The 19882-nt window shown below is 39.7% G+C and carries 14 protein-coding genes; 2 read left to right on the top strand and 12 right to left on the bottom strand.

Translation table 11 applies throughout. The features are described 5' to 3' along the window. Window positions 1–61 precede the first annotated feature (61 nt). From C2M25_RS01595 to C2M25_RS01575, 5 genes are all read right to left on the bottom strand, one after another. Window positions 62–1009: a tyrosine-type recombinase/integrase gene (locus C2M25_RS01595; protein WP_105180210.1), complete on the bottom strand. Its 948-nt coding sequence runs from the start codon at window positions 1007–1009 to the stop codon at window positions 62–64. Next, the gene (locus tag C2M25_RS01590; RefSeq protein ID WP_105180209.1) at window positions 996–1475 is read right to left on the bottom strand and encodes a hypothetical protein; all 480 of its coding nucleotides are present in this window, start codon (window positions 1473–1475) and stop codon (window positions 996–998) included. The genes C2M25_RS01595 and C2M25_RS01590 overlap by 14 nt, the downstream gene beginning before the upstream one ends. After that, entirely contained in the window at window positions 1472–2227 is a 756-nt protein-coding gene (istB, locus tag C2M25_RS01585; RefSeq protein ID WP_105180208.1) for an IS21-like element helper ATPase IstB, read from the bottom strand. Before istB ends, C2M25_RS01590 begins: the two co-directional genes overlap by 4 nt. Window position 2228: 1 nt before the next feature. Then, window positions 2229–3764, bottom strand: coding sequence for an IS21 family transposase (istA, locus tag C2M25_RS01580; RefSeq protein ID WP_105180207.1), 1536 nt, complete (start codon window positions 3762–3764; stop codon window positions 2229–2231). Window positions 3765–3997: 233 nt separating this feature from the next. After that, window positions 3998–4294 (bottom strand): hypothetical protein, encoded by a 297-nt coding sequence (locus tag C2M25_RS01575; protein ID WP_105173585.1) that lies wholly within the window; start codon window positions 4292–4294, stop codon window positions 3998–4000. Between the two features lie 294 nt (window positions 4295–4588). On the opposite strand from C2M25_RS01575, the gene C2M25_RS01570 reads away from it, so the two are divergent. Beyond that, complete coding sequence (locus C2M25_RS01570) at window positions 4589–5440, top strand: hypothetical protein (RefSeq protein WP_158679652.1); 852 nt, start codon at window positions 4589–4591, stop codon at window positions 5438–5440. A 159-nt stretch (window positions 5441–5599) separates the two neighbouring features. On the opposite strand, the gene C2M25_RS01565 is transcribed toward C2M25_RS01570, so the two are convergent. From C2M25_RS01565 to C2M25_RS01555, 3 genes are all read right to left on the bottom strand, one after another. Beyond that, window positions 5600–6019 (bottom strand): recombinase family protein, encoded by a 420-nt coding sequence (locus tag C2M25_RS01565; RefSeq protein ID WP_105180205.1) that lies wholly within the window; start codon window positions 6017–6019, stop codon window positions 5600–5602. Window positions 6020–6283: 264 nt separating this feature from the next. Next, on the bottom strand, window positions 6284–6598 hold the full coding sequence (locus tag C2M25_RS01560; RefSeq protein ID WP_105180204.1) for a hypothetical protein: 315 nt from the start codon (window positions 6596–6598) through the stop codon (window positions 6284–6286). Window positions 6599–6604: 6 nt separating this feature from the next. Beyond that, entirely contained in the window at window positions 6605–14224 is a 7620-nt protein-coding gene (locus C2M25_RS01555) for an FG-GAP-like repeat-containing protein (RefSeq protein ID WP_105180203.1), read from the bottom strand. Window positions 14225–14320: 96 nt separating this feature from the next. Here C2M25_RS01555 and C2M25_RS01550 point away from each other — a divergent pair, with 96 nt between their 5' ends. Then, window positions 14321–14590 carry a hypothetical protein gene (locus C2M25_RS01550; RefSeq protein ID WP_105180202.1) on the top strand — a complete coding sequence of 90 codons (270 nt, stop codon included), beginning with the start codon at window positions 14321–14323 and terminating at the stop codon, window positions 14588–14590. A 212-nt stretch (window positions 14591–14802) separates the two neighbouring features. Here the strand turns inward: C2M25_RS01550 and dinB are convergent, their stop codons facing one another. The 4 genes from dinB to C2M25_RS01530 form a co-directional block, all read right to left on the bottom strand. Next, on the bottom strand, window positions 14803–15861 hold the full coding sequence (gene dinB / locus C2M25_RS01545) for a DNA polymerase IV (RefSeq protein ID WP_105180243.1): 1059 nt from the start codon (window positions 15859–15861) through the stop codon (window positions 14803–14805). A 270-nt stretch (window positions 15862–16131) separates the two neighbouring features. After that, window positions 16132–16545 carry a hypothetical protein gene (locus C2M25_RS01540; protein ID WP_105180201.1) on the bottom strand — a complete coding sequence of 138 codons (414 nt, stop codon included), beginning with the start codon at window positions 16543–16545 and terminating at the stop codon, window positions 16132–16134. A 19-nt stretch (window positions 16546–16564) separates the two neighbouring features. Continuing rightward, entirely contained in the window at window positions 16565–17113 is a 549-nt protein-coding gene (locus C2M25_RS01535; protein ID WP_105180200.1) for a hypothetical protein, read from the bottom strand. Beyond that, window positions 17114–19879 (bottom strand): hypothetical protein, encoded by a 2766-nt coding sequence (locus C2M25_RS01530; RefSeq protein WP_105180199.1) that lies wholly within the window; start codon window positions 19877–19879, stop codon window positions 17114–17116. It abuts the gene before it with no gap. Window positions 19880–19882: the final 3 nt, after the last annotated feature.

Raw genomic sequence — 19882 nt, 5'->3', positions numbered from 1 at the left:
GAAATATTCGCAAACATGTCAACTTTCGAAATATTCGAAAAACCCGTCCTTGGGTCATAACTCATCGCTGTGCCGCAGGGTGAGTGTTGCTATACACTTCTTGCAATTTGACCAAGCTCACATGCACATACACTTGTGTAGTTGATAAATCGGCGTGGCCTAAAAAGGCCTGCACATGGCGAATATCCGCGCCATTATCAACCATGTGTGTTGCCGCTGCATGGCGGTATTGATTACATGCACCTTGCTTACGTACGCCAGCACGTTTAATGTATTTGGCAACCAACTCTGACAACTGTGCAACCCGAAATGGTTTGCCATTATTCGCAATAAACAACGTTTTGCCTGAGTGCTCATTCACCAGTGTTCCTCTTACTTCCTTGAGGTAGCGATAAATCCAAAAACAGGCGCTTTTCGCGATAGGTACATAGCGGTCTTTAAAGCCTTTACCTTGATTCACCCTCAGTTTGTATTGCTCAAAGTCTATATCATCGATGTGCAAAGACTGGAGTTCAAAGCGCCGAATGCCAGCAGCGTAATACGTTTCCATAATGGCTCTATCACGCACACCCATTGCACCGTAGTGTTCGGTTTGTTGTAGCACTTTATCCACATCGGATTCACTTAAAATTGGCTTAGGTAAACGTCTGCCGTTTTTAGGTAATTCAAAATGCTCTGTGGCATTTGTTGCAAGCACACCTTTTATAAACAATATGCGTACCATGACTTTCACAGCCGTTAGCCGATAACGAATGGTGGCACGGCATAACGGCTCGCCGTTTAATGGCTTACGATAGTGATTTAAGTATTGCTGGTAATTATCAAGAAGCTCTGTGTTGACTCTATCCACTGTTGTAACACCGTGCTTTACTGCCCATGTATTAAACAACGATAATGCAGCTTGCTTACTAATTACTGTGTTTTCGCTTTGACCTTTTGCACGGCATAGCGCACAGTAATAATCAATACATGGTATTAGTGCCTGCGTCGTTGGTTTAATGAGTGACATAACGTGCTCCCCATTTCATCAGGTGAAACGCCAATGGCTTCGGGTACATCGCACCATTAAACCACTGAATAATGCGAGGGGCTGGCCGACTTGGGCAAATCAGTTTAATACCACACACAGCCAGCAACGTCCCTTCATTGTAAATAGGCTCAACAATGCAACCACGGAAGACCTCATGGCCGTTGGCAGTAATAAGCCCTGCACATTTTAATACGTGACGAAAACTGGCACCTTCTGCTGTACTACTGGTTTTAATATAACGATTTAAACTACGGTCGCAGTAACCAAGGTGATACTGAATAATTGCCTCATGACTTATACCTCTACGTGCAAGCTTATTACATGCAGTAGCATCATTTAAAAGTCGTGAGTGGTATATATCAAACAACTGTTTGATATATACCTCATCAATATTGATGCGCTGTAACATCTGCTCAAACTCATCAATTGTTTCAATCTCATTCATGATGCGTCTCCTTCGATGTTTTTATAGCGTTTACGCATTGAGCCACCCAGCAACTCAAGGCGATGAGCACGGTGAACAATCCGATCCATAATGGCATCTGCCATCGTGATTTCACCGATGTACTCATGCCACTTACTCACTGGTAATTGAGTGGTGATCAAAAGAGAGCCGGATTCTATGCGTTCTTCTACCAATTCAAGAATGTCTTGGCGATTGCGTTCATTCAGTGGCACCATTGCCCAATCATCTAAAATCAATAACTTAAACTTGGCTAATTGTGCGCGCAGCTTAGGTAATGAACCATCTCTACGCGCAATGTCTAGCTCTTCCAGTAACAAGGCAAACCGTTTATACAGCACAGGGATATTGAATTTAATGGCTTGATTCGCCAGCGCACAGGCAATCCAACTTTTACCAACACCGGTTGGCCCCGTAATAATAAGAAATTGATTACGTTGCACCCAGTCACACTGCACCAAACTCACAAAATGACTTTTATCAATGCCACGCTTTGCTAAGTAGTCCATATTCTCAATGCAAGCTTGTCCTTGCTTTAACTTGGCTGCTTTAAACATACGCTCACGCTTTTTTTGGGACTTAAACTGTATTTCTTCACAGGTTAAAAAGGCCAATACATCAAGCAGGGGCAGAGCTAACATATCAGGGCTTTCGAGCACCTTTTGTAAAGCGCCCGTCATCCCCATTAAACGTAATGTTTGTAGATTTTCAAACACACTGTGTTCATTACTCATTTTACTGCCCTCCATTAACGTAATACTCAGCACCACGAACATTATGGTGAAGCGGCAAAGATTGCTGCGTGGGTATATCTTCTGGTACTTCATCGAGGTGGCATTGCAAAATAGAGCGCACACTACTCACTGTTCGCGACTTTATGTCACAAGCACAATGGCAAGCATTCTCAAATCGTATTGCCCCGTATTGCTTTGCCAGTGTTTGCAGGTTGGTACATGCTTTACACCCTTGCATCGAATAGTCTGGCAAGTTATCAAATTGCGCCATCACCAGCGCAAGCGCACTTTGTCCGATGCGCTCTGCCCATTGAATAAAATGAGCCTTTGATTGCTCTGCATACACACGGTGACTTTTAGGGCGGTGTTGCGGCTCAGTTGTCGCGCCACCTTGCACAAAACTGCGTACATGCATAGCCACTAACTTATGCTGAAAGTACACTTCCACCTTGTTGTTTGTAACCTTAATATCCACCGCTTGGCTAGTTAGTTCATAAGGCACAGAATACGCGTGTCCATGCACATAAATGTGATAGTCTCGATTCACTTTTTGCTGGTGTATCCAACGTCCAATTTCAAAGGGTTGTTGAGGCAGTGGTTTTAAAGTTTGGTGCTCTTGATCTTGGAATCGTTGTAAACGATCACCTTCAAAGCGCTTAAAAGGCCGTTGATTTAATTGCTCAAGCAAAGCGCGTAAAGCACGGTTAATTTCATCGATGCTAAAAAACTGACGCCGACTCAATACCACGATTATCCAACGAGTGACCAGCAACACACCAATTTCAGCCAATGATTTATCTTGTGGCCTGCGTACACGAGCAGGTTCAATAACAAAATCGTAATGCTCGGCCATTTCTTGGTAACTGGCATTAATAACAGGTGTTTTGCCAGGCTTTGTCACCGCTGATTTTAAGTTATCAGGCACCACAAGCTGGGTCACACCACCGTAATAATCAAACATGGCTTGATGTGCAGACAACCAGTCTTCAAGTTTTTGTGAGCGCACAGCAATGGCAAACACGTATTGCGCATAGCCTGTAACACCAACAAATATTTCGGCATAATGCTGTTTGCATGCAACGGAGTCATACCAAGGAATGCGCTTACCAGAAAAGTCCACAAAGGTTACTTCACCAGGTAAATAATACTGGCGCATTGTCACATCAATTGAGTCAACAAAGTCACGATAGTAATGTGTAAATTGTGAGTAACTGTAAGCATCATCGGGGTTGAGACTACGATATTCTTCCCAAAGTTGGATCAAGGTTTGATGTTTAGTTTGCATCAGTTGATGAACATGATGCCAATCAGGTAACCGCTTGCTACTGTCTGCTTGTTTTGGCTCTGAAAATAGCCGAACAAGTTGGCTGTCACTGTATTCATTTACTCGCTCAAGAGTGAGCGTTATTCTTCCCAGCTTCTTACGATAACGTCGCACTGTATTGGGGGCGACACCCACCAGTTTTGCAATACGGCGATTTGAATAATGCGTGGTGAATAGCAAACGAAGAAGTTGCCGTAATATTTGTGCGCTCATACGCACCTCCTTAATTTCAATTTTAAAGAAATCAAGGCACACGCCGACCTGCATCTCATCACTGGATGAAACTTGACAGATAGGCAAAGGAAAGCTTAAATAAAAGAGTCGAAGGGCTAACGCTAACCAAACGACATTTTCAGAGAAAGTCAGCACTGCAATGCTGGCTTTTTCACTTTATGAGCCTTACTAAATTGTGCCTGAGTAATCGTACTTAAGTAACTGTGTGCAATTTAATCCATAGGCTTATCCTTCGGTGTATATTGGTTTTCAATGCGCTGCCTAGCCAACCAAACAGCAATGTCTTTCACAAGCGCAAATCGTCCCTTCCTGCCTTTAATCGTAAACAGCTCCACAGGGAAGGATTGTTGTGACATGTGTTTGCGTAACGAATGGATACTGCGATAGCCCATCGCTTCAGATAGCTTCTCCCCTGTAAGTAATGGAGAGCCATAATTTTTCATAAGCTCGCGTTCTAACTCTAAAGCCAGTGCGTTCAATCTTTCCTCCTTGCTGTTCATTGGCAGCATGGTAGTCACCTATTAAGACTTAATATGATTTATTAAGAATATGCAGTTTTGCTAAACTTACATAAGGCTTTCTTTTTTAATTAAAGGCACGAGTAAAACGATGCTATACACAGTGAACATGCATATTTTCAATACGTTAGTGTTTTTGGTTGGAGTTTGGCATTCAAATTGCCAAATTTTTAGATGTACACCTTTGAGCATTATTTAACGCTATCGAGACGAACAAAATCGTTAGCAACGCGATATTGGTGTGCCTGTTTAAAAGCACACCTCAACGCAAAAAGTGCTTATGAGATGAAAAGAAAGTTACTCAATGAGAAGGAATGGGGAAATAAAGATAATGACTGGTTAAATAAGTCATCTCGGTTTTTTAATAAAAAAGAAGCTGGTGAGCCTGTGATCCGATATGACGTCATTAATCAAATTGATAAACGCATAAATGGTGATTTCTGCTCTTTCGCGATACTCTGTCATCCGCTTTGGCAGCTTTTAGATAACAAGCAACCAACAGACACGTTTATAAATCAAGTTTTATCGCAGTTACCCTACAATTACGCCAGTCTTTTGTTCAAAGAAAATAGTCACGGCCAGCTCATTAGAAAAACAAAACTGACTCAAAAAGCAAAGCAAAAGTTAACACATAGTCATGATATTCATGCGTTAACATGCTGGTTAGCCTTTTGCCTAGAGAAAAAGACGGTAGGCTATAATCAAATTGACATCAACCAATTGTGTGCCATTCAGCATTTATTAAAAATGGCTATCGTCACACCATTTTCATCGATTACTGATGATTTCTATGTGTATGTAAATGAGGTATTTAGTCCGCTGTACTCGCGCATGCCTATGATGCGCTATCGCATTTTAATACCTAATAAAAATAACGGCTACACGGACTTTAGCCTCCCCATGAGATTAATATCTGGCAACTGTTTGACCCTACAGCCAACGCTTGGTTTGTATAAAAAACTATGTGATCGAGCGATTGAAATTGGGCTGGTAGCTAATTCTTTTGATGGGATGAATCGTTTTTATAACTTCATTTGCCATTCAGAAACCGTTGAGCTTATAAACCTTTTATTTCAACCGACTCCACCAACGAGCTTAAAAGCACTCAAACAACAAATTCTGTCTCAATTCATTTAATTAATAACAAACACCCGCCACGTAAATACACTTCATTAAGGGCAACTGAAACAAGTACCGTGTTCATACAAATTAAGTAAGCTGTGTCACTTAAAAACAGCAGAGCTAGCTATTTGAGCCAGCGCCACTAAATGTTGGCACTGACACATTTTGCACAGTCTACTGGCAGAAAGTGCGCAGTTCTACTGGGATTAGCCGCGCACTTGATAGCTTTTTGTTCGTCAATAAGCAGGAAAAAGGCAAGACGCGACCCCATTTTATCTTAAACACCAGTTTGCCAGTGGAGCTTTGGGTATCAATGGATTCAGTCAGAGACCTGAAGGCGATGTCACGTTCTTCCAAGTCGTTGATGATGTCGACCAAGTTCATCAGAGAACGTCCCAGACGGTCCAGTCGCCACATAACGAGCGTATCGTTAGGCCTTAATGATTTGAGTGTTGCTTCGAGTTCGGGTCGGTGCCGTTTGGCACCTGACATGGTCTCAGTGTAGATGGTTTGACACCCAGCTTGAGTCAGGGCATCGAGTTGTATATCGAGGTTTTGTCCTAGTGTTGATATTCTGGCATAACCAATATGCATGTAATCTCCTTGTGTACAGTAACTCAAGCCTATACTGAACATTGATTTCTTTACAAGTTTCTTTACAGATTATCGGCTGTTTTGACCATGATTAGCCGTGATGATGGCAATGGTTCAATAACGACGGTTTTCTTTACATGGTGAAATTGGGTGGGAATTGCTAGTAATGGAGTTGTGATGATGGATGTATTGAAACGGGTGAAAATGATCAAATTACCAGCAAAGCTGGTAATTTGATCATTTTTGAATGGTTTGTGATTCCTTCTAAGAAATTAGGCTGTTCGATAGAGTGCTAAAATAAGCAACCGTAAACTGTGCGCCCAGTTCCTGCTTAAGCTCATTATGAAGCTTTTTCCCCTCAGTTTCGAACGTGGCCATGGTTTCTTGGGAGGAAAAGCCTGAAGAAGCTGGGTCATCATGATTTAGCGTTTTGTCATACTCATCACCCCAAGCATCAATTCTCTCGGCTAAATATTCAGATATAGGAAGTGACGAAGGAGCTATATTATCCACCCCATCATTAAACTCTTCCCACATTGGGTAACACTCATAATCCGCCATTAATTTAATTTTTCTCATAATTACCTACCTTACTGGGTTAGCGCCAACAATAAAACCATTGCTTCCTGTTGTTACAGCAATTCGATGAGTTTGCCCCCCAAAGCCAACTTCATATATTGGCCTACCAGTTCCTTTCCCTTGATAACCCACAACCTTCCCCCGAGTGACGGCTGCCATTACAGCTTGAGGGATTTGGGCTTGGCTTATTCCTCTATTGGCAAAATCAGCCCCGTGCCGTTGAATTATGTGCTGCAATCCTGCATTTGCGTTTCCAGTCTCAAGGAATATTATCTTCCCGTCAGCATTTTTGCCTATTTGCACAATATTAGCCGGGTTGTGTTTGATTCCTTGCTGACTAAGCTGTCCCATTAAGGAAGTTGATGTGCTAGTGCGTATTAGAGGAACCATAGCAGTTCCTACGGCAGCAACTTTCCTAAAGTCATTAGCAACACCTTGGGCAATTTCATTATCTACATCTACCCATTGGTCCATCCTGCCTAGCGAACCTGAATCTTGATGAAGAAAACGCTCAGTCCAGTCAGCAATGCCATTGACCATATCTGGAATCAAATTACCGACCGCTGCTGCGGCTCCATTACCAATGGTTGAGGCCGTATCTGAGTATATTTGGTTAAGTTGGTCGCTACTCAGTCCTCCACTGGTACCACTAGACAAATCAGTTATCGTTACCGTACCTGCGGCTTCCGCATAAGCAGTCCATGCTTGGTCAATTGCATTTAGTGTTGAATTCATCCGATTATTAAACTTGTCTAAGTTATCAGAAAAGCTTTGGTGCATATTGGATTCACCACTTCCTACATAAGCAGAGAAGGCTTTTTCCGTTGGTGTGCTAGTGCACCCCATAGGGTCTAAATCACACCCACTCGTCCTCCAGTTAGATGCATTGGTTCCCTGAGCAACATACCCTGTTGGATCTACTCCAGCCATAGGGTTATTCATAATGTATGTATATGGGTTTAAACTTTGGCTGTTCAACGGGCTTTGTATGAAAGGATCAACACTCATAAACCTACCGAGGTTATAATCGTACACCCGACCGTTCATATGAATTAACTGCTGCTCTATTAACTGCTCATGGCCTGTATACCCTCTGGCTAAATCATCCCAATCATCAAGATTTGTAAGCTTATTGCCAGTACCGGCATCTATTGGCCGCCCAAAAATACCATGTGCTCTATAACGAATAATGTTAGGTGTACTATCTCTCCCTGTCAAAAGTACAGTAGGACTTCCCAATCTATCTTCTAATGAATGCAACACTGATGCCGGATAGCTTGGGTTACCACTTACTGCTAAGTATAATGTGGTATGACCCCCAACATAAGTCTTGTCTAATACCTTGTTACCTGGCTGGATCTCACGCTCAAACCCTTTACCAATATAATAAGTAGTAGTTGTAAGGCTACCACTTTGTTTTATTTGTTTAAAGCGCATACCGTCAGCGCCATAACTGAATGTTGTTGTTACAGCGTTTTTAATCAACCTTGTTGGTTTATTATCTACATTATAAATAGCTTCAGATAAGCCATCTCCAGTCAACATGTTTCCGTTGTTGTCGTATGAGAAATAGACACTTCCAGAACTTTTGGTTACACGTCTCACTGCATTAGGCCCTGCATTTCCCCCCTGACTTCGGTTGCTGTTATAGTAATACGTGCCAGCATAATCACTTTTTTGCGTTAGGTTCCCTACTGCATCATAGTTGTAATCGATATTAGCTTCAGCTGTACCATTACGAGAATACTGTGCAGCCTGAACACGCATCAAATTATCGTAGGTATACTCTTCTTTTAGGTTTGTAATCAGATTTTGCTGGTGCGTTAGATTTCCCATACCATCATATCCATAATCAATGGATTGATACTTGGTAGCACAGCTGTAACTTGTCCCACTACAAATACCGTTGACTGAGCCATTATCATGCCGATAGAAGTTTTGGTATATATTCCCACTCAATACTTGCTTAACGACATTCCCGAATGCATCTATCTCATCAATTTTTCTGAGTGTCTCATCTGCATGTAATAGGTGTCGGAACTCGCGTTCTAGGTAACCGTACTCATTATATTCATACCCTATCACTTCGTTACTAGGGTATTTCTCAGCTTTCAATACACCTAAAGTAGAGTGATAGGCATACTCCTGAATAAAGTTGATGCCATCAATTGTGGTCGTAACCCTATTAACTCGCAACAATGAGTCATATTCAAAATTCTTAATTTCTCCCGAACCAGAGTTGGTAGAATCGAGCAAGCCTTTTCCTGCACTATCATAAGACCAAGTGCGGCCGTTGACTGTCCTGACACGGCCTAAAAAATCATACTCAGGCTGAACAATCACTCCTCTTGCATCTGTTTGCGTTTCTAACTCCCCAAACTGATTGTAAGTGAATGACCAGTTTCCCATATTAGGGTCTGAAAAACTTACCTTTTGACCAAGATCATCGTATACAGCGGTGATTACACTTCCTTTTGCGTCTTTTATAAAGTCAGGGTTTCCAGCACTATCATATGCAAATAACGTTACTCCATCTTTAACATCAATAGTCTTAAGAAGCTCACCAAATGAGTTATAGATTCTAGACATTGTCCCGACACTATCGGAGCGACTCCCTATATGAGAAACTGATTCGCCTTCAGCAAGTGATGTTCCAGCTACATCAATAGTCGTAATAAGTCCCGTATAGAAATAATTAGACACATAATTTACTAGTCCATCATCAACACTTTTAAATTCAGGCCTTCCAAGAGCATCATAAGCACCAAACTCTACCGAAGTTCTTGTTGAGTAACTCGCTGTAGGCGTGATAGAACGAAGTACATTCCCTCTCTCGTCAAATTCAGTTTCAGAAATTATTAAAGATCCATCAAAACCAGTCGTTTCTGTTTTGACCGAACGACCCAAGCTATCTAGATACTCTGTAACGACAGGCGCTCCATCTTGAACTGTTTTCACAATAACTGGATAATCTCCGCCTCCCCATAAATATTGTGTATAGACAATAGGAGATAAAAGAGTTCCACTTTTAGACACGGCAGTGCTTAATACCTGACCAAGAAAGTTAACGGTGCTATCAGTGCTAACACCGCTTGCATTAATTTGACTTTCCGCTGCTCCAGTTAATTTGTCGAAGTAGGAAGTTGATGCGTCAAAACTGGTACCCCACTGCCTATTTCTAACTATTTCAACAAAATATCCGTCATTTGAGTAAACAAGCTTTTTCCATCGTTCCCCTTCTGTTATTGTTTTGGGTTGTCCATAAACATCAAAGTCTGAAAAAACTTTCTTACGCTTGATTACCCCAGCGCCATTTTTCACTCCGCTTTCAGTAACTACATAGGTTGTAGGATCATAATTCGTATACCGGAATACTTTTCGAATCGCTCTCTCACCTGAAGGGAGCCCACTTAAAGTGTAGCTAGTTCGACTTTCAACTTCTGCGCTATCTGGGAGACTGATATAACCGTTTGAAAAGTAAGTAGTATTATTAATTACTGTTTTTGACGTGTAATCATCCTCTTTCAATACTGTTTTATGAGTTACCTGGCATAACGTGTTCTTCTCGATATCAGTTGTTGTCGTTGACAGCCATTCACCGCTTGCCCCATAACTCGTATTAACTGTTGAAGGGGAATAAAAACAGTATGGTTCGCCTGTAATATACGGATTTACACTTTCAGCTCTTGAATAGGTTGCAGTACTTAGCAGAAAATTGTTAGTTAAATCCTCTTTTCGAGTTGTTTTAACCATACCTGACCAAGGAAAAATATGCTCGAATTCTATTGTCGTTTTGAAATCGATTTTTGAACCTGCCACCTCCATTGATGGCGTTGATTGCACAGTTTCAATAGATTCGAAACCTTGAAACCCTCGACCTGCAATATGAAAAATGGGTACTCCATACTGATATTGAGTTGTGTTTAATGAGCCTACGCCATTATCCTCTTCGAAAGTATCAACTACACGCATTGTGTTAGTAAAGCGCACATAGGGATAGTTTTCGATCAATGAAAAGCTATTGTTAGAAATAGAAACGTTCGCGAGTTGGTCATAGCTCACTTTAGCTTTAACCCCCATGCCTGTGGTTACCTCACGGATGGTATAATTTTCAGTTGAGTCTCTCAAATAAGTTAGGTATCCACGAGGGTTTGAGCCTATGCCCCCTGATTTTGAACCATAATACCAACGTCTCTTTACTGCTGAAGACTCAAAACCCAACCCACTGACAAAGTCATCGCGTCCGTCACCATCGAGATCCACAACTGACATAGTTGCTAGTGCGCCTATTACATTTGAGCCTAGGTCATGTACTTGAAAAGATACGCCATCTTCCTGTGTAATCCATACGTCCCATGCAAATGCGTCATAGATATGAAAGCGTGGCCGCTCTGCACCATCAATTGCTCTACAATCCTGATTTGTAGAGTGGTCCCAACATTGATATCGATAACTTGTTGTTCCGGTTGGTACTAATAAGTCCTGACGTCCATCACCGTTAAAATCGAAAACTTTAATGAAGTTATTATAAACTAACCCCTCTGCTTCATTTTCATTAGCCACCCCCCCATGCAAGGAAGAGCCGTAAGCAAACTCTCTTTTCCCCGTCGAGACAGGGCTTGCGAAGCTGCCATTGCCCTTGTTGATCGCAATCGAAAAAGTGTAGGTATTGTGTTGGGAGTTCGCAAGGTGAAGCGTTAATATGTCTGGTAAACCGTCACCATTAAAGTCAATCCATTTACCAGGAGCTGTTCGCAGAAACTCATTAAAGTTTACATTCAGTGTATGCGAGCGATGTGTGAATGTGAGTTGTCCAGTATTCTTATTATAATTCGTTTCGTACCACCAAGGCGACTTACCAAATGTTGCGCCTGCAAGGTCTATCGTACCATCTCCATTAACATCAATTGGATTAACAGAGAAACGAATATTAAGCGCTATTTGACCAGCAAATGTAAAGCTATTCCCTGAGTTCATATATGCTTTGTAGGTTATAATGCCTTCAGTTGGGTCTGATGTTTCCGCCTTTGTAGCTACTAATAGATCTTTTCTCCCATCCCCATCGAAGTCAATAACAAAATTATTACACATTGCTAAAGTGTTGAGATTTGAATAACTCAGATAGCAGCCTGCATCAATGCCCGTATCTTTGAGTAATGAAATATTACCGTTATCATATGAGGCAATTTTTATTCTGTCGTTACTGTCTTTGTAAATGATGTCAGTGGTGCCATCACCGTTAAAGTCCATAGCTCCATTCACAGAAGTATAACGATATTCACCTATGTCGTTTGAGAGTGACGAGTCTCCAGAAGAGGTGCCAACCCCTGAAGACCCATATCCAGGCAAGCTACTCCATGACATGAAACCGCCTCCTGATAGATAGATACCATCGGCACCGGATAGGTCGAGAACACCATCATTATCATAATCACCTTCGCGATAAATGGTTTGCCCCACCAAAAATTGGTCGGTAATACTTTCGAGCGGATGATTAGCACCTTCAGAATAAGTGAAGCTAGAATTGTACCAATCGAAATCTGTTGCTATACAATCACTATTACCTGAACCGTCACAATATTTTAACTTGTTTAATAGATATATCTGATAGATGCCATCATTCGCAGGCGATGCATGCTCAAGTCGCCAGTTCGCCTCTAAGGTTTCATCTATGTAAATATCAATACGTTTTAACAGGCGATTTGATAAAGACTTACCACCGAATGAGAATTTTTCTGAGCCGTCGATGGTTGAGTAAACAAAGTTTGCTCTACGGGTACCTCGCGTACCGCTATGTCCAGTGTAAAAAATATTTTTCAGGTATAGGTTCCCAGTTACACCAAAGTATTCGTATTCCACTTCATTTTTAAACGCGTCTTCTATCAGCGCAAGCATCCAGCTTTCCGCAACGCTATGACCTGACCTTATCTTACGAGAATTAGAGCTATTTCCATAAATTTCTGTATTACCGTTTGGATAGTGAACTTTGAAGTACGCGGAATTTGAGCCGATGTGACCTCCAAGTTGCTCTACTGTAAAACTTGGGTCACGCTCTGTCTGATACGTTGCGCCGGCTCGGCCGTATGTCCCATCTACCTTAAGCAGTCTTTTTCCGTTTATACAGAGCTTGTCGTTGATATCATAAAGTACAGATGTGGCACTTCCATCTAAATCATATATCTCAGTACAACGGTGAACAGCACCGCCAGCGGACAAGTTCCATCCATATCCTGCGAGTCCCTCTCCGCTTTGGCTTGAGTAATTAAGGGAAATAGAGGGTTGCATTCCCCGTCTACCAGGGGGTAAAGTTACAGGCACAGAATAGTTAAATGCCCCACCATCAACAGAGCTATGCCCCTTAATTTCAGCAACTAAATCGCTAACTAAACTACTTCCATTTAACGATGTTACAGCTTGATCATCAACCGTAGAAATTGCGCCTGGCGTTGGCACAATTTGTACTGTAGCCCCCCCTGAATTCCGTACCCCACCACAGGTTACAAACCCTGATACTTCGTTACAAGCCTCTACTTTGAAACGGTAGGTTCCATCTTCTGTCACCTGATATACCTTACTTCGGGAAGTAACTTTAATCTTTGTCTGATTAACTACACCATCTTTTTCAATGAGGAGATTGTAGTAGTCAACATTACCTGAGGCTGCCCCCCAAGACAGACTAAATGTCCCTGTAGCACTGTTAGTAGGAACGCCAGATATTGTGCCTGGCGTTCCAGGTGTTTTAGCCACTTTAGAAACACTAGAGTATTTGAAGTTACCGTAAGATGTATAACTACCTGTCGTATTTTTACCTCGAACTCTGAACCGATATACTCCGTCATCTAGTGAAAAGCTTTTACTTCGACTTGTACCACTATACTTTACTGCCCACGAGCCACTATTAGTTTGTTGTTCAAGTTGATACGAATCTGCATTTGAAGCAGCCCCCCAACTAACCGTAAATGATCCGGAAGTTGTGGTCGCAGGATTACCGGAGATTGAGCTTGGTTCACTGGGCTTTTTAGCAGAATTAGTACTATCAGTATTACTGAAAACGCCCCAACCAGCAGAATTATAGGCACGAACTCTGAAAGTGTAGATACCATCGGAAGTAGGTTTATACTGGAAACTTCTCGAAGTGCCCACATAAGCATTAGACCAAGAACCGCTATTTTTCTGTACTTGTAGATTATATTTTGAAATCGATGTTCCTGTACTAGCTGACCAAGAAATAGCAATAGAGTAGTCGTTATCGTCGTTATCTGCACTTGGTGTAGACATTTTAGGAGGAGGCGAAAGTTTATTGACTGATAAAGTGTAAGAGTCCATTAGCTGACGACGAATAATTGGTTCACCTCGGATCCATACAGTTGTTAAACCTTCAAGTTCATAATTATATGTACCATTGGCTTTTGCTGAAAAAGACTTACTGCTACCACTGCCGCTATATACCAACGTTCTGGTGCCTGATTTTGTTTCATATAAATAAAAACCAGAATCCCCGGCCCCAGCATTCCAACTTAATGTATAACTACCAGTAATGTTTGGTGAGGCTGGCAAGTTAACAAAATATGCAGCTCTGGCTGAGAAAGAAAGAAATAATAACGCAAAAAAAACAACACGGAACATGGCACGTCACTCCATTGACAATATTAAACCAAAGTTATAAATTAATTAGTTATCAAACAATTGTCAACCAAACGTAAATGAAAGCATGGAGGTTTTATGGCCCAACTCAATTTTTTTGCTAGAATATTAGTTGTTTTGACGCTTTCATCAACGCAATTAGTACACGCTAAATCTGACCCTGTTTATGATGCATTTGAGAGCTATAAAAAATGTATAAAAGCAATTAAAAAAGAAGGGAAGCAAACTGTTTCAACTGAAAATTATAAAGATTTTTGTAAATCTGAGTTGAATCACCTTAAAGAGATAGCCCCTAATAGCTTTCCTCAAATTGATAAAGTTATCCAATCATGGTTATCAAGAAAATAATCTTGATTCATTGAAGTTTAAAGTCTGGTTTATAAAGTCATATAATAACTTTTATTACATTGCGTAATGTGTAACTTCTTCCAGACTTAAACCTTAAGTCGTTTGCAGCATAAGCATGAGTGTGCGTATCTTAATTTGGGAATTTAGCGATATTCTGCTTACTCCTAGTGAAATATAAAGTAAACGACTTTGAATCGTGTTATTGAACAATACTACCAATCAAATGAAATCTGTTCTGATTCAGCTTTCTCAGGTGATAACCCTATATGCACACCGAGTAAGCGGACATGCTTTCCTCCGCCACGCAGGAAAGCTTCATAGAGCAACTCACAAAGGATTGAACGGTCTAACTTTTCAGTAGAGAACTCCTTTGTCGTTTGGTGAAAATCAGAAAACTTTACTTTAATCCCAATTTTACTTATTCCTCTATTATTGAGGTACTTAGATGCTCTTTGTTCAAGCTCTGGTAATAGCTTCTCAAAGAGAATTCGTTCAAGCTCCTGAATTTCAGAAATGTCTTCAGGAAAAGTCCTCTCAACCCCTACAGATTTTCTTTCTCTACTTGTAACAACAGGTCTATCATCAACACCACTACACCTTTCCCATAACAGTCTGCCCAACTTACCGTATCTAGAAGATAAATATTCAAGGCTAGATACCTTGACATCTTTACCATATTTAAAACCATCTGAAAGCAATTTCTCATTTGTGACTCTTCCTACTCCTGGAATTTTTTTTAATTCCATATTGTCTATAAAAGAGTCTACATTTTTAGGTGGAATGACGAAAATGCCATTAGGTTTATTTAGGTCAGAAGCTACTTTAGCTAGATATTTAACTGGGGCAATACCTGCGGATGCTGTAAGGTTAAGCTCTGCATATATTGAACGGCAAATATCCTGAGCAATTAATGTTGCGGAGCCACCAAGTAAGTTGCAATTAGTAACATCTAAATATGCTTCATCTAAGCTCAGAGGCTCTATTAAATCAGTGTACCGCTCAAATATTTCACGGATTTGAGAGCTTACAAGCTTGTAAACATCCATCCTCCCCCTCAAAAGAACTAGATCTGGGCATTTACGCAGAGCCACACTTGTTGGCATCGCACTTTTAACTCCAAATTGCCGAGCAATATAATTACATGTAGATAAAACACCTCTAGAAGTTCGGCTTCCACCAACAGCTACAGGCTTATTAGCTAAAGATGGATTATCTCTAATTTCTACTGATACATAGAATGCATCCATATCAACATGAATAATTTTTCTCATAGCCGCAAATACTGTATATAAAAACAGTTGGATAATGCCATATTCCATTCGGGATTACTAAAGTATTATTTCTAATTTTGTAAATATTTAGCGTTATCAGCTGCCAATTAGTGTGTAACGCTATTGATATTGATCTTTTCTTTTTATATGAGTCTTTCGCTTTAATGCATAACTAAATGCACATCCGTAAAGAAAAATCATTATGGCGAAAAGGAATGTTAATACAGCAAAACCTATAGCTCCAGTTTCCGAATTAGCATCAGGGTTCATCTAAATATATAAAGATGCTGCTAACATAACCCCTGTAGCAGCTGAGCCAAATACATAAATTGTTTTTGGCATTTCATATAAGATTTCATCAATAAACTCTCCAACTTGTTTATTATCAAAAACCTTACCGATAGTAGTAAAAATACCTGTTACGAAAATAATAGCTAAAAATGTTAACCCTAGCTCTCCAAAAGAACCATCATTGATTTTCTGCTTTGAAAAAGCTAATAATTTTTCTTCACTGCCTAGAAAGTCAGAGGTGAGGACAGCAACCACGAAGAAAATGGTTACTTGAGAAAGAAATACAATAAGTTCACTAAAAATAAATCTCGATAAGCTTTGTTTATACAGCTCTACTTTTCCATAGATACACTCTAATACTATAACTAAAGACGAATATAATACACTTTTCATCGTTCGGCGGCTTAATATACTACATCCCCATTTTTCTTCTTAAATCTAATGGCATTCTCTGTAGCATAAGGTCTAACGTGTCCTTAACTGTTTGACTTTCAAGCTCTTCAATCTTTTCTCTTAAAACCTGAACATCGTCAACTAACTCAGGTTTACACTTACTTCGGACACCCGTTCTTCGTCGTAATCTTTGCTTGTTTTGTTCTATTTCAAATAGGTCTAGTAGTTCCGAGTTAACATCATCAAAAAAAGCTCGAATATCATCACTAAAACCTGAAGTACGAAATAAGCTTTGTGACTTTATGGCAACTATCTCAGCAACGTCCGATTTTTTTATTTGATATAACGACTTCGGTGTTTTTCTGTCAGCTACTTTTCCATAATTTTTGATACTTTTTTCTTTTATCTCTTGGAGATCTAAAATCGCTCTCCAAGCTTTAAATGTTGTATGTCCATTATCACCTCTGACCCACGATGGCTTATCTAACAATCCTTCATTATTTTTGTTTGGGCTATCTAAGCCGGAAAGAAAGTCATCAGTCATCAGCTCATCTAATTCATTCGACATCTAAACCTCCATTTTATAAACATTTTGTTCAATATTAGAAATTGCCTTTTCTATCATCTTTAAAATTTTCAATACGTTGTTTTGGTTAGCTGAATTCTCAAGTTGTTTTATTCTTTTATAACCTGAACGTAATAAGGGCATATGATGCTCTATCACAACCCCCGGAATATTTTCATCTAAAGCTTCTTTAACAAAAGGCTGTATAGTTAACCAAATCCCTCTTAAATTTTCGCTTGTAATGACCGCATTTGAACAGTTTAAGCAAAATTCAGGTTTTGCATTATGAGGTGCCATATCTCCAAATTCAGCACACTTTGCTCGACTCTCTGCTCCCTCTCTGGGAATACATGTTGAGAAATGTGATGACTGAATAGAAATAATCCGCCCAGCTATTCGCTCCCTAAGCTCTAGAATCTCGCTAGGTGAGACTGCCTTTGTTAAGCTTTTTGCTTTACTTACATACCTTGAAAAGCCACCTAAATAGTTCTTACCGATCTTTTCTGAATCAATTAATAATGTATCTACAATAGAATTAAGCACTTTAATTCGAGCTGATTTCATCAACAATTGGGGTTCTTTGTTACGAAGGTAAGCCATAAAAAAGGATTCATCTAAGTGACAAAACTGATGTCGAATAACAGCAGCGACATCTCCTTGATAACGAGTTAAAACCGCTTCAGCCCAAATATGACGAAAGGCATGTGCTGTTGGGTATCTAACATCTTGCTTTAATTCATTTGAAATATCCATCATTGCCTTTTGATCTAAAGTAATACGGTCTGCTTTTAACCACTCTTTAGTTTCTTCGGAAAGGTACCTTTCAACTACCAAACTATGTTCAAAGTTTGATATTTTTCCAGTTTTATTAAACTCAATTAACGACTCTTTAAATCTTTTCTGGGGTTTATTTCCGGCAAATGAACTACATTGTAGCTTTGTTAGATCTCTAATAACTTCTCGATATGTTTCTAATAGTTTCTGCGCCTTTGAGCCTGTAATATCGTATTTACTTATTAACACTTCTAATTTTTTTGCCTGTTTTTCCGACAGGTATTGTTTGCTTAATAACTTTTCTAAGAGCGAAACCTCTTTGAATGGTTTGTATCTTTGAACAAAGTTATCCCAATTGGCCTTAACTCTATGTTCAATAATATGTTCAGATTCATTTCGAGTATTCAAACTTTGGTTTCCGCCTGTAAACCTATACAAGCAGGGTTCACTGGCAGATGGTTTAAATAAATGGTTAAGCTGAGCTGCTATCTGATAACACTGAGATGTAATTTCTCTTTCGACTTTTAATTTGTCATGAGTTTTAGGAACAACCCATTTTAACTTAAACCTAAAGGGAACATGAGAGTTATCCAATATATCGTTATTAGGTTCAACATGTATTGCTGTTAAAGGGAAGCCAAATTCACTTGCTCTGTAACCTAGCCATGAAACAACTAATGTAGTCATTGCATGAGTTACACGGTCCATTTCAACAGTTAGATCAGTTATATTTTTCCCAAGAGCTCCACCCATTAACTCCGTGGCCCAAGATCTTAATGACTTTTTAAATGCATTTATATTGAGCTTACGAGCGATGACTATTTCAGCCATCTTCTGATAAACACCTTCAACCGATACATCTGATAAGCGCTTACTATCTATAAATGTCTTATCTAATGATTGAAGATATCCCTCCCATACTTGAGCAGGAGGTTTAAGAGATTGAAAAGGATAAAACTTTTGAAGCATTAAAATGCGAATTATTTCTACAGCATCAAACCGTAATTCAAGCCCTAGTGACTTTACCAATGCACTGATACAACTGTCACTTAAAGATAAGGCTCTTTCTGCATGTAAGTTATATTGCTTAAATAGCTCTTCTGCTGTTGCTATATGCACCTTCTCTTTAGTGCGCCAAAGGCTTTCTTTCTCATGAACATTAGGTATAAATGTGCCTTGAATTGTCTCAAGTATCACGCGACCCCAGTAACTTCTGGTTCCATGCCCTGCATTTTTGAATTTGAACTTAGTTGCAATTGAGCCTATGACTTCATAACTAATTAAAGTATAAAAATAGTCTTTTTCGTAAACTTGCCTCATATAGTCAATATAATATTGTCCCATTTCCAAGCCCAAAAAGTTATAACTTCCTCCTAGTTTGTATTGGTTAAAACTAATGTTTAGAAGTGATTTACAAGCATCATCTAGAGAGTCTCTAAATGCTTTAAGAGTTAGATCATGACTTAACAGTCCTGTTATTCCTGTTACCTGCAGTTTATTTCTTATATTTATAATATTCGCATTATTATAAGTCGCTTTATAGGAAGGCGCTGATAAGCGATTAAAAAAACCTTTATCACCTACTGATTGGGTCAAGAAGCTTGTATGGAAATCTTCTATATTGCTGATTGATAAGCTCTTACATCCATTGAAGTTTAAGAAAGCAAAAAGGTGTATCACCATTTGATATATTGCAAAAGCTCCTTGGGATGAATTAGTAGATAAGCCATGTAAAAAGAATAACTTTGCATACTCTTCAGATGTTAGTGAGTAAAACTGACCTTTTAAGGTTAATTTAGCTGACTCCTCAAGCTTTGTAAGGTCTTTATGAAATATTGAAAAATCTAATCGCCTTGTGCCTTTGGTATTCCTGAAAACAAGAATTGAATCAAAAATGTCTCCTTCAGATTTTAAAAAATCGGGATGAGCCATTAGCTTTTCATTTTGGGTTTCCCAAAAGCTTTTTAACTCGAATGTGCTAAAACTTGGCTGCATTCT

The organism is Pseudoalteromonas sp. T1lg21 (assembly GCF_002964625.1).
Taxonomy (GTDB): Bacteria; Pseudomonadota; Gammaproteobacteria; order Enterobacterales; family Alteromonadaceae; genus Pseudoalteromonas; species Pseudoalteromonas gelatinilytica.
This window is presented reverse-complemented; position numbering and strand designations above follow the sequence as displayed.

Bases quoted from the DNA above. Each gene is read 5' to 3' on its own strand.
- C2M25_RS01540 (WP_105180201.1), bottom strand. From the start codon at position 16,545: ATGAAAAGTGTATTATATTCGTCTTTAGTTATAGTATTAGAGTGTATC.
- dinB (WP_105180243.1), bottom strand. From the start codon at position 15,861: ATGAGAAAAATTATTCATGTTGATATGGATGCATTCTATGTATCAGTA.
- istB (WP_105180208.1), bottom strand. From the start codon at position 2,227: ATGAGTAATGAACACAGTGTGTTTGAAAATCTACAAACATTACGTTTA.
- C2M25_RS01575 (WP_105173585.1), bottom strand. From the start codon at position 4,294: ATGCTGCCAATGAACAGCAAGGAGGAAAGATTGAACGCACTGGCTTTA.
- istA (WP_105180207.1), bottom strand. From the start codon at position 3,764: ATGAGCGCACAAATATTACGGCAACTTCTTCGTTTGCTATTCACCACG.
- C2M25_RS01530 (WP_105180199.1), bottom strand. From the start codon at position 19,879: ATGCAGCCAAGTTTTAGCACATTCGAGTTAAAAAGCTTTTGGGAAACC.
- C2M25_RS01570 (WP_158679652.1), top strand. From the start codon at position 4,589: ATGAAAAGAAAGTTACTCAATGAGAAGGAATGGGGAAATAAAGATAAT.
- C2M25_RS01560 (WP_105180204.1), bottom strand. From the start codon at position 6,598: ATGAGAAAAATTAAATTAATGGCGGATTATGAGTGTTACCCAATGTGG.
- C2M25_RS01565 (WP_105180205.1), bottom strand. From the start codon at position 6,019: ATGCATATTGGTTATGCCAGAATATCAACACTAGGACAAAACCTCGAT.
- C2M25_RS01595 (WP_105180210.1), bottom strand. From the start codon at position 1,009: ATGTCACTCATTAAACCAACGACGCAGGCACTAATACCATGTATTGAT.
- C2M25_RS01590 (WP_105180209.1), bottom strand. From the start codon at position 1,475: ATGAATGAGATTGAAACAATTGATGAGTTTGAGCAGATGTTACAGCGC.
- C2M25_RS01550 (WP_105180202.1), top strand. From the start codon at position 14,321: ATGGCCCAACTCAATTTTTTTGCTAGAATATTAGTTGTTTTGACGCTT.
- C2M25_RS01535 (WP_105180200.1), bottom strand. From the start codon at position 17,113: ATGTCGAATGAATTAGATGAGCTGATGACTGATGACTTTCTTTCCGGC.
- C2M25_RS01555 (WP_105180203.1), bottom strand. From the start codon at position 14,224: ATGTTCCGTGTTGTTTTTTTTGCGTTATTATTTCTTTCTTTCTCAGCC.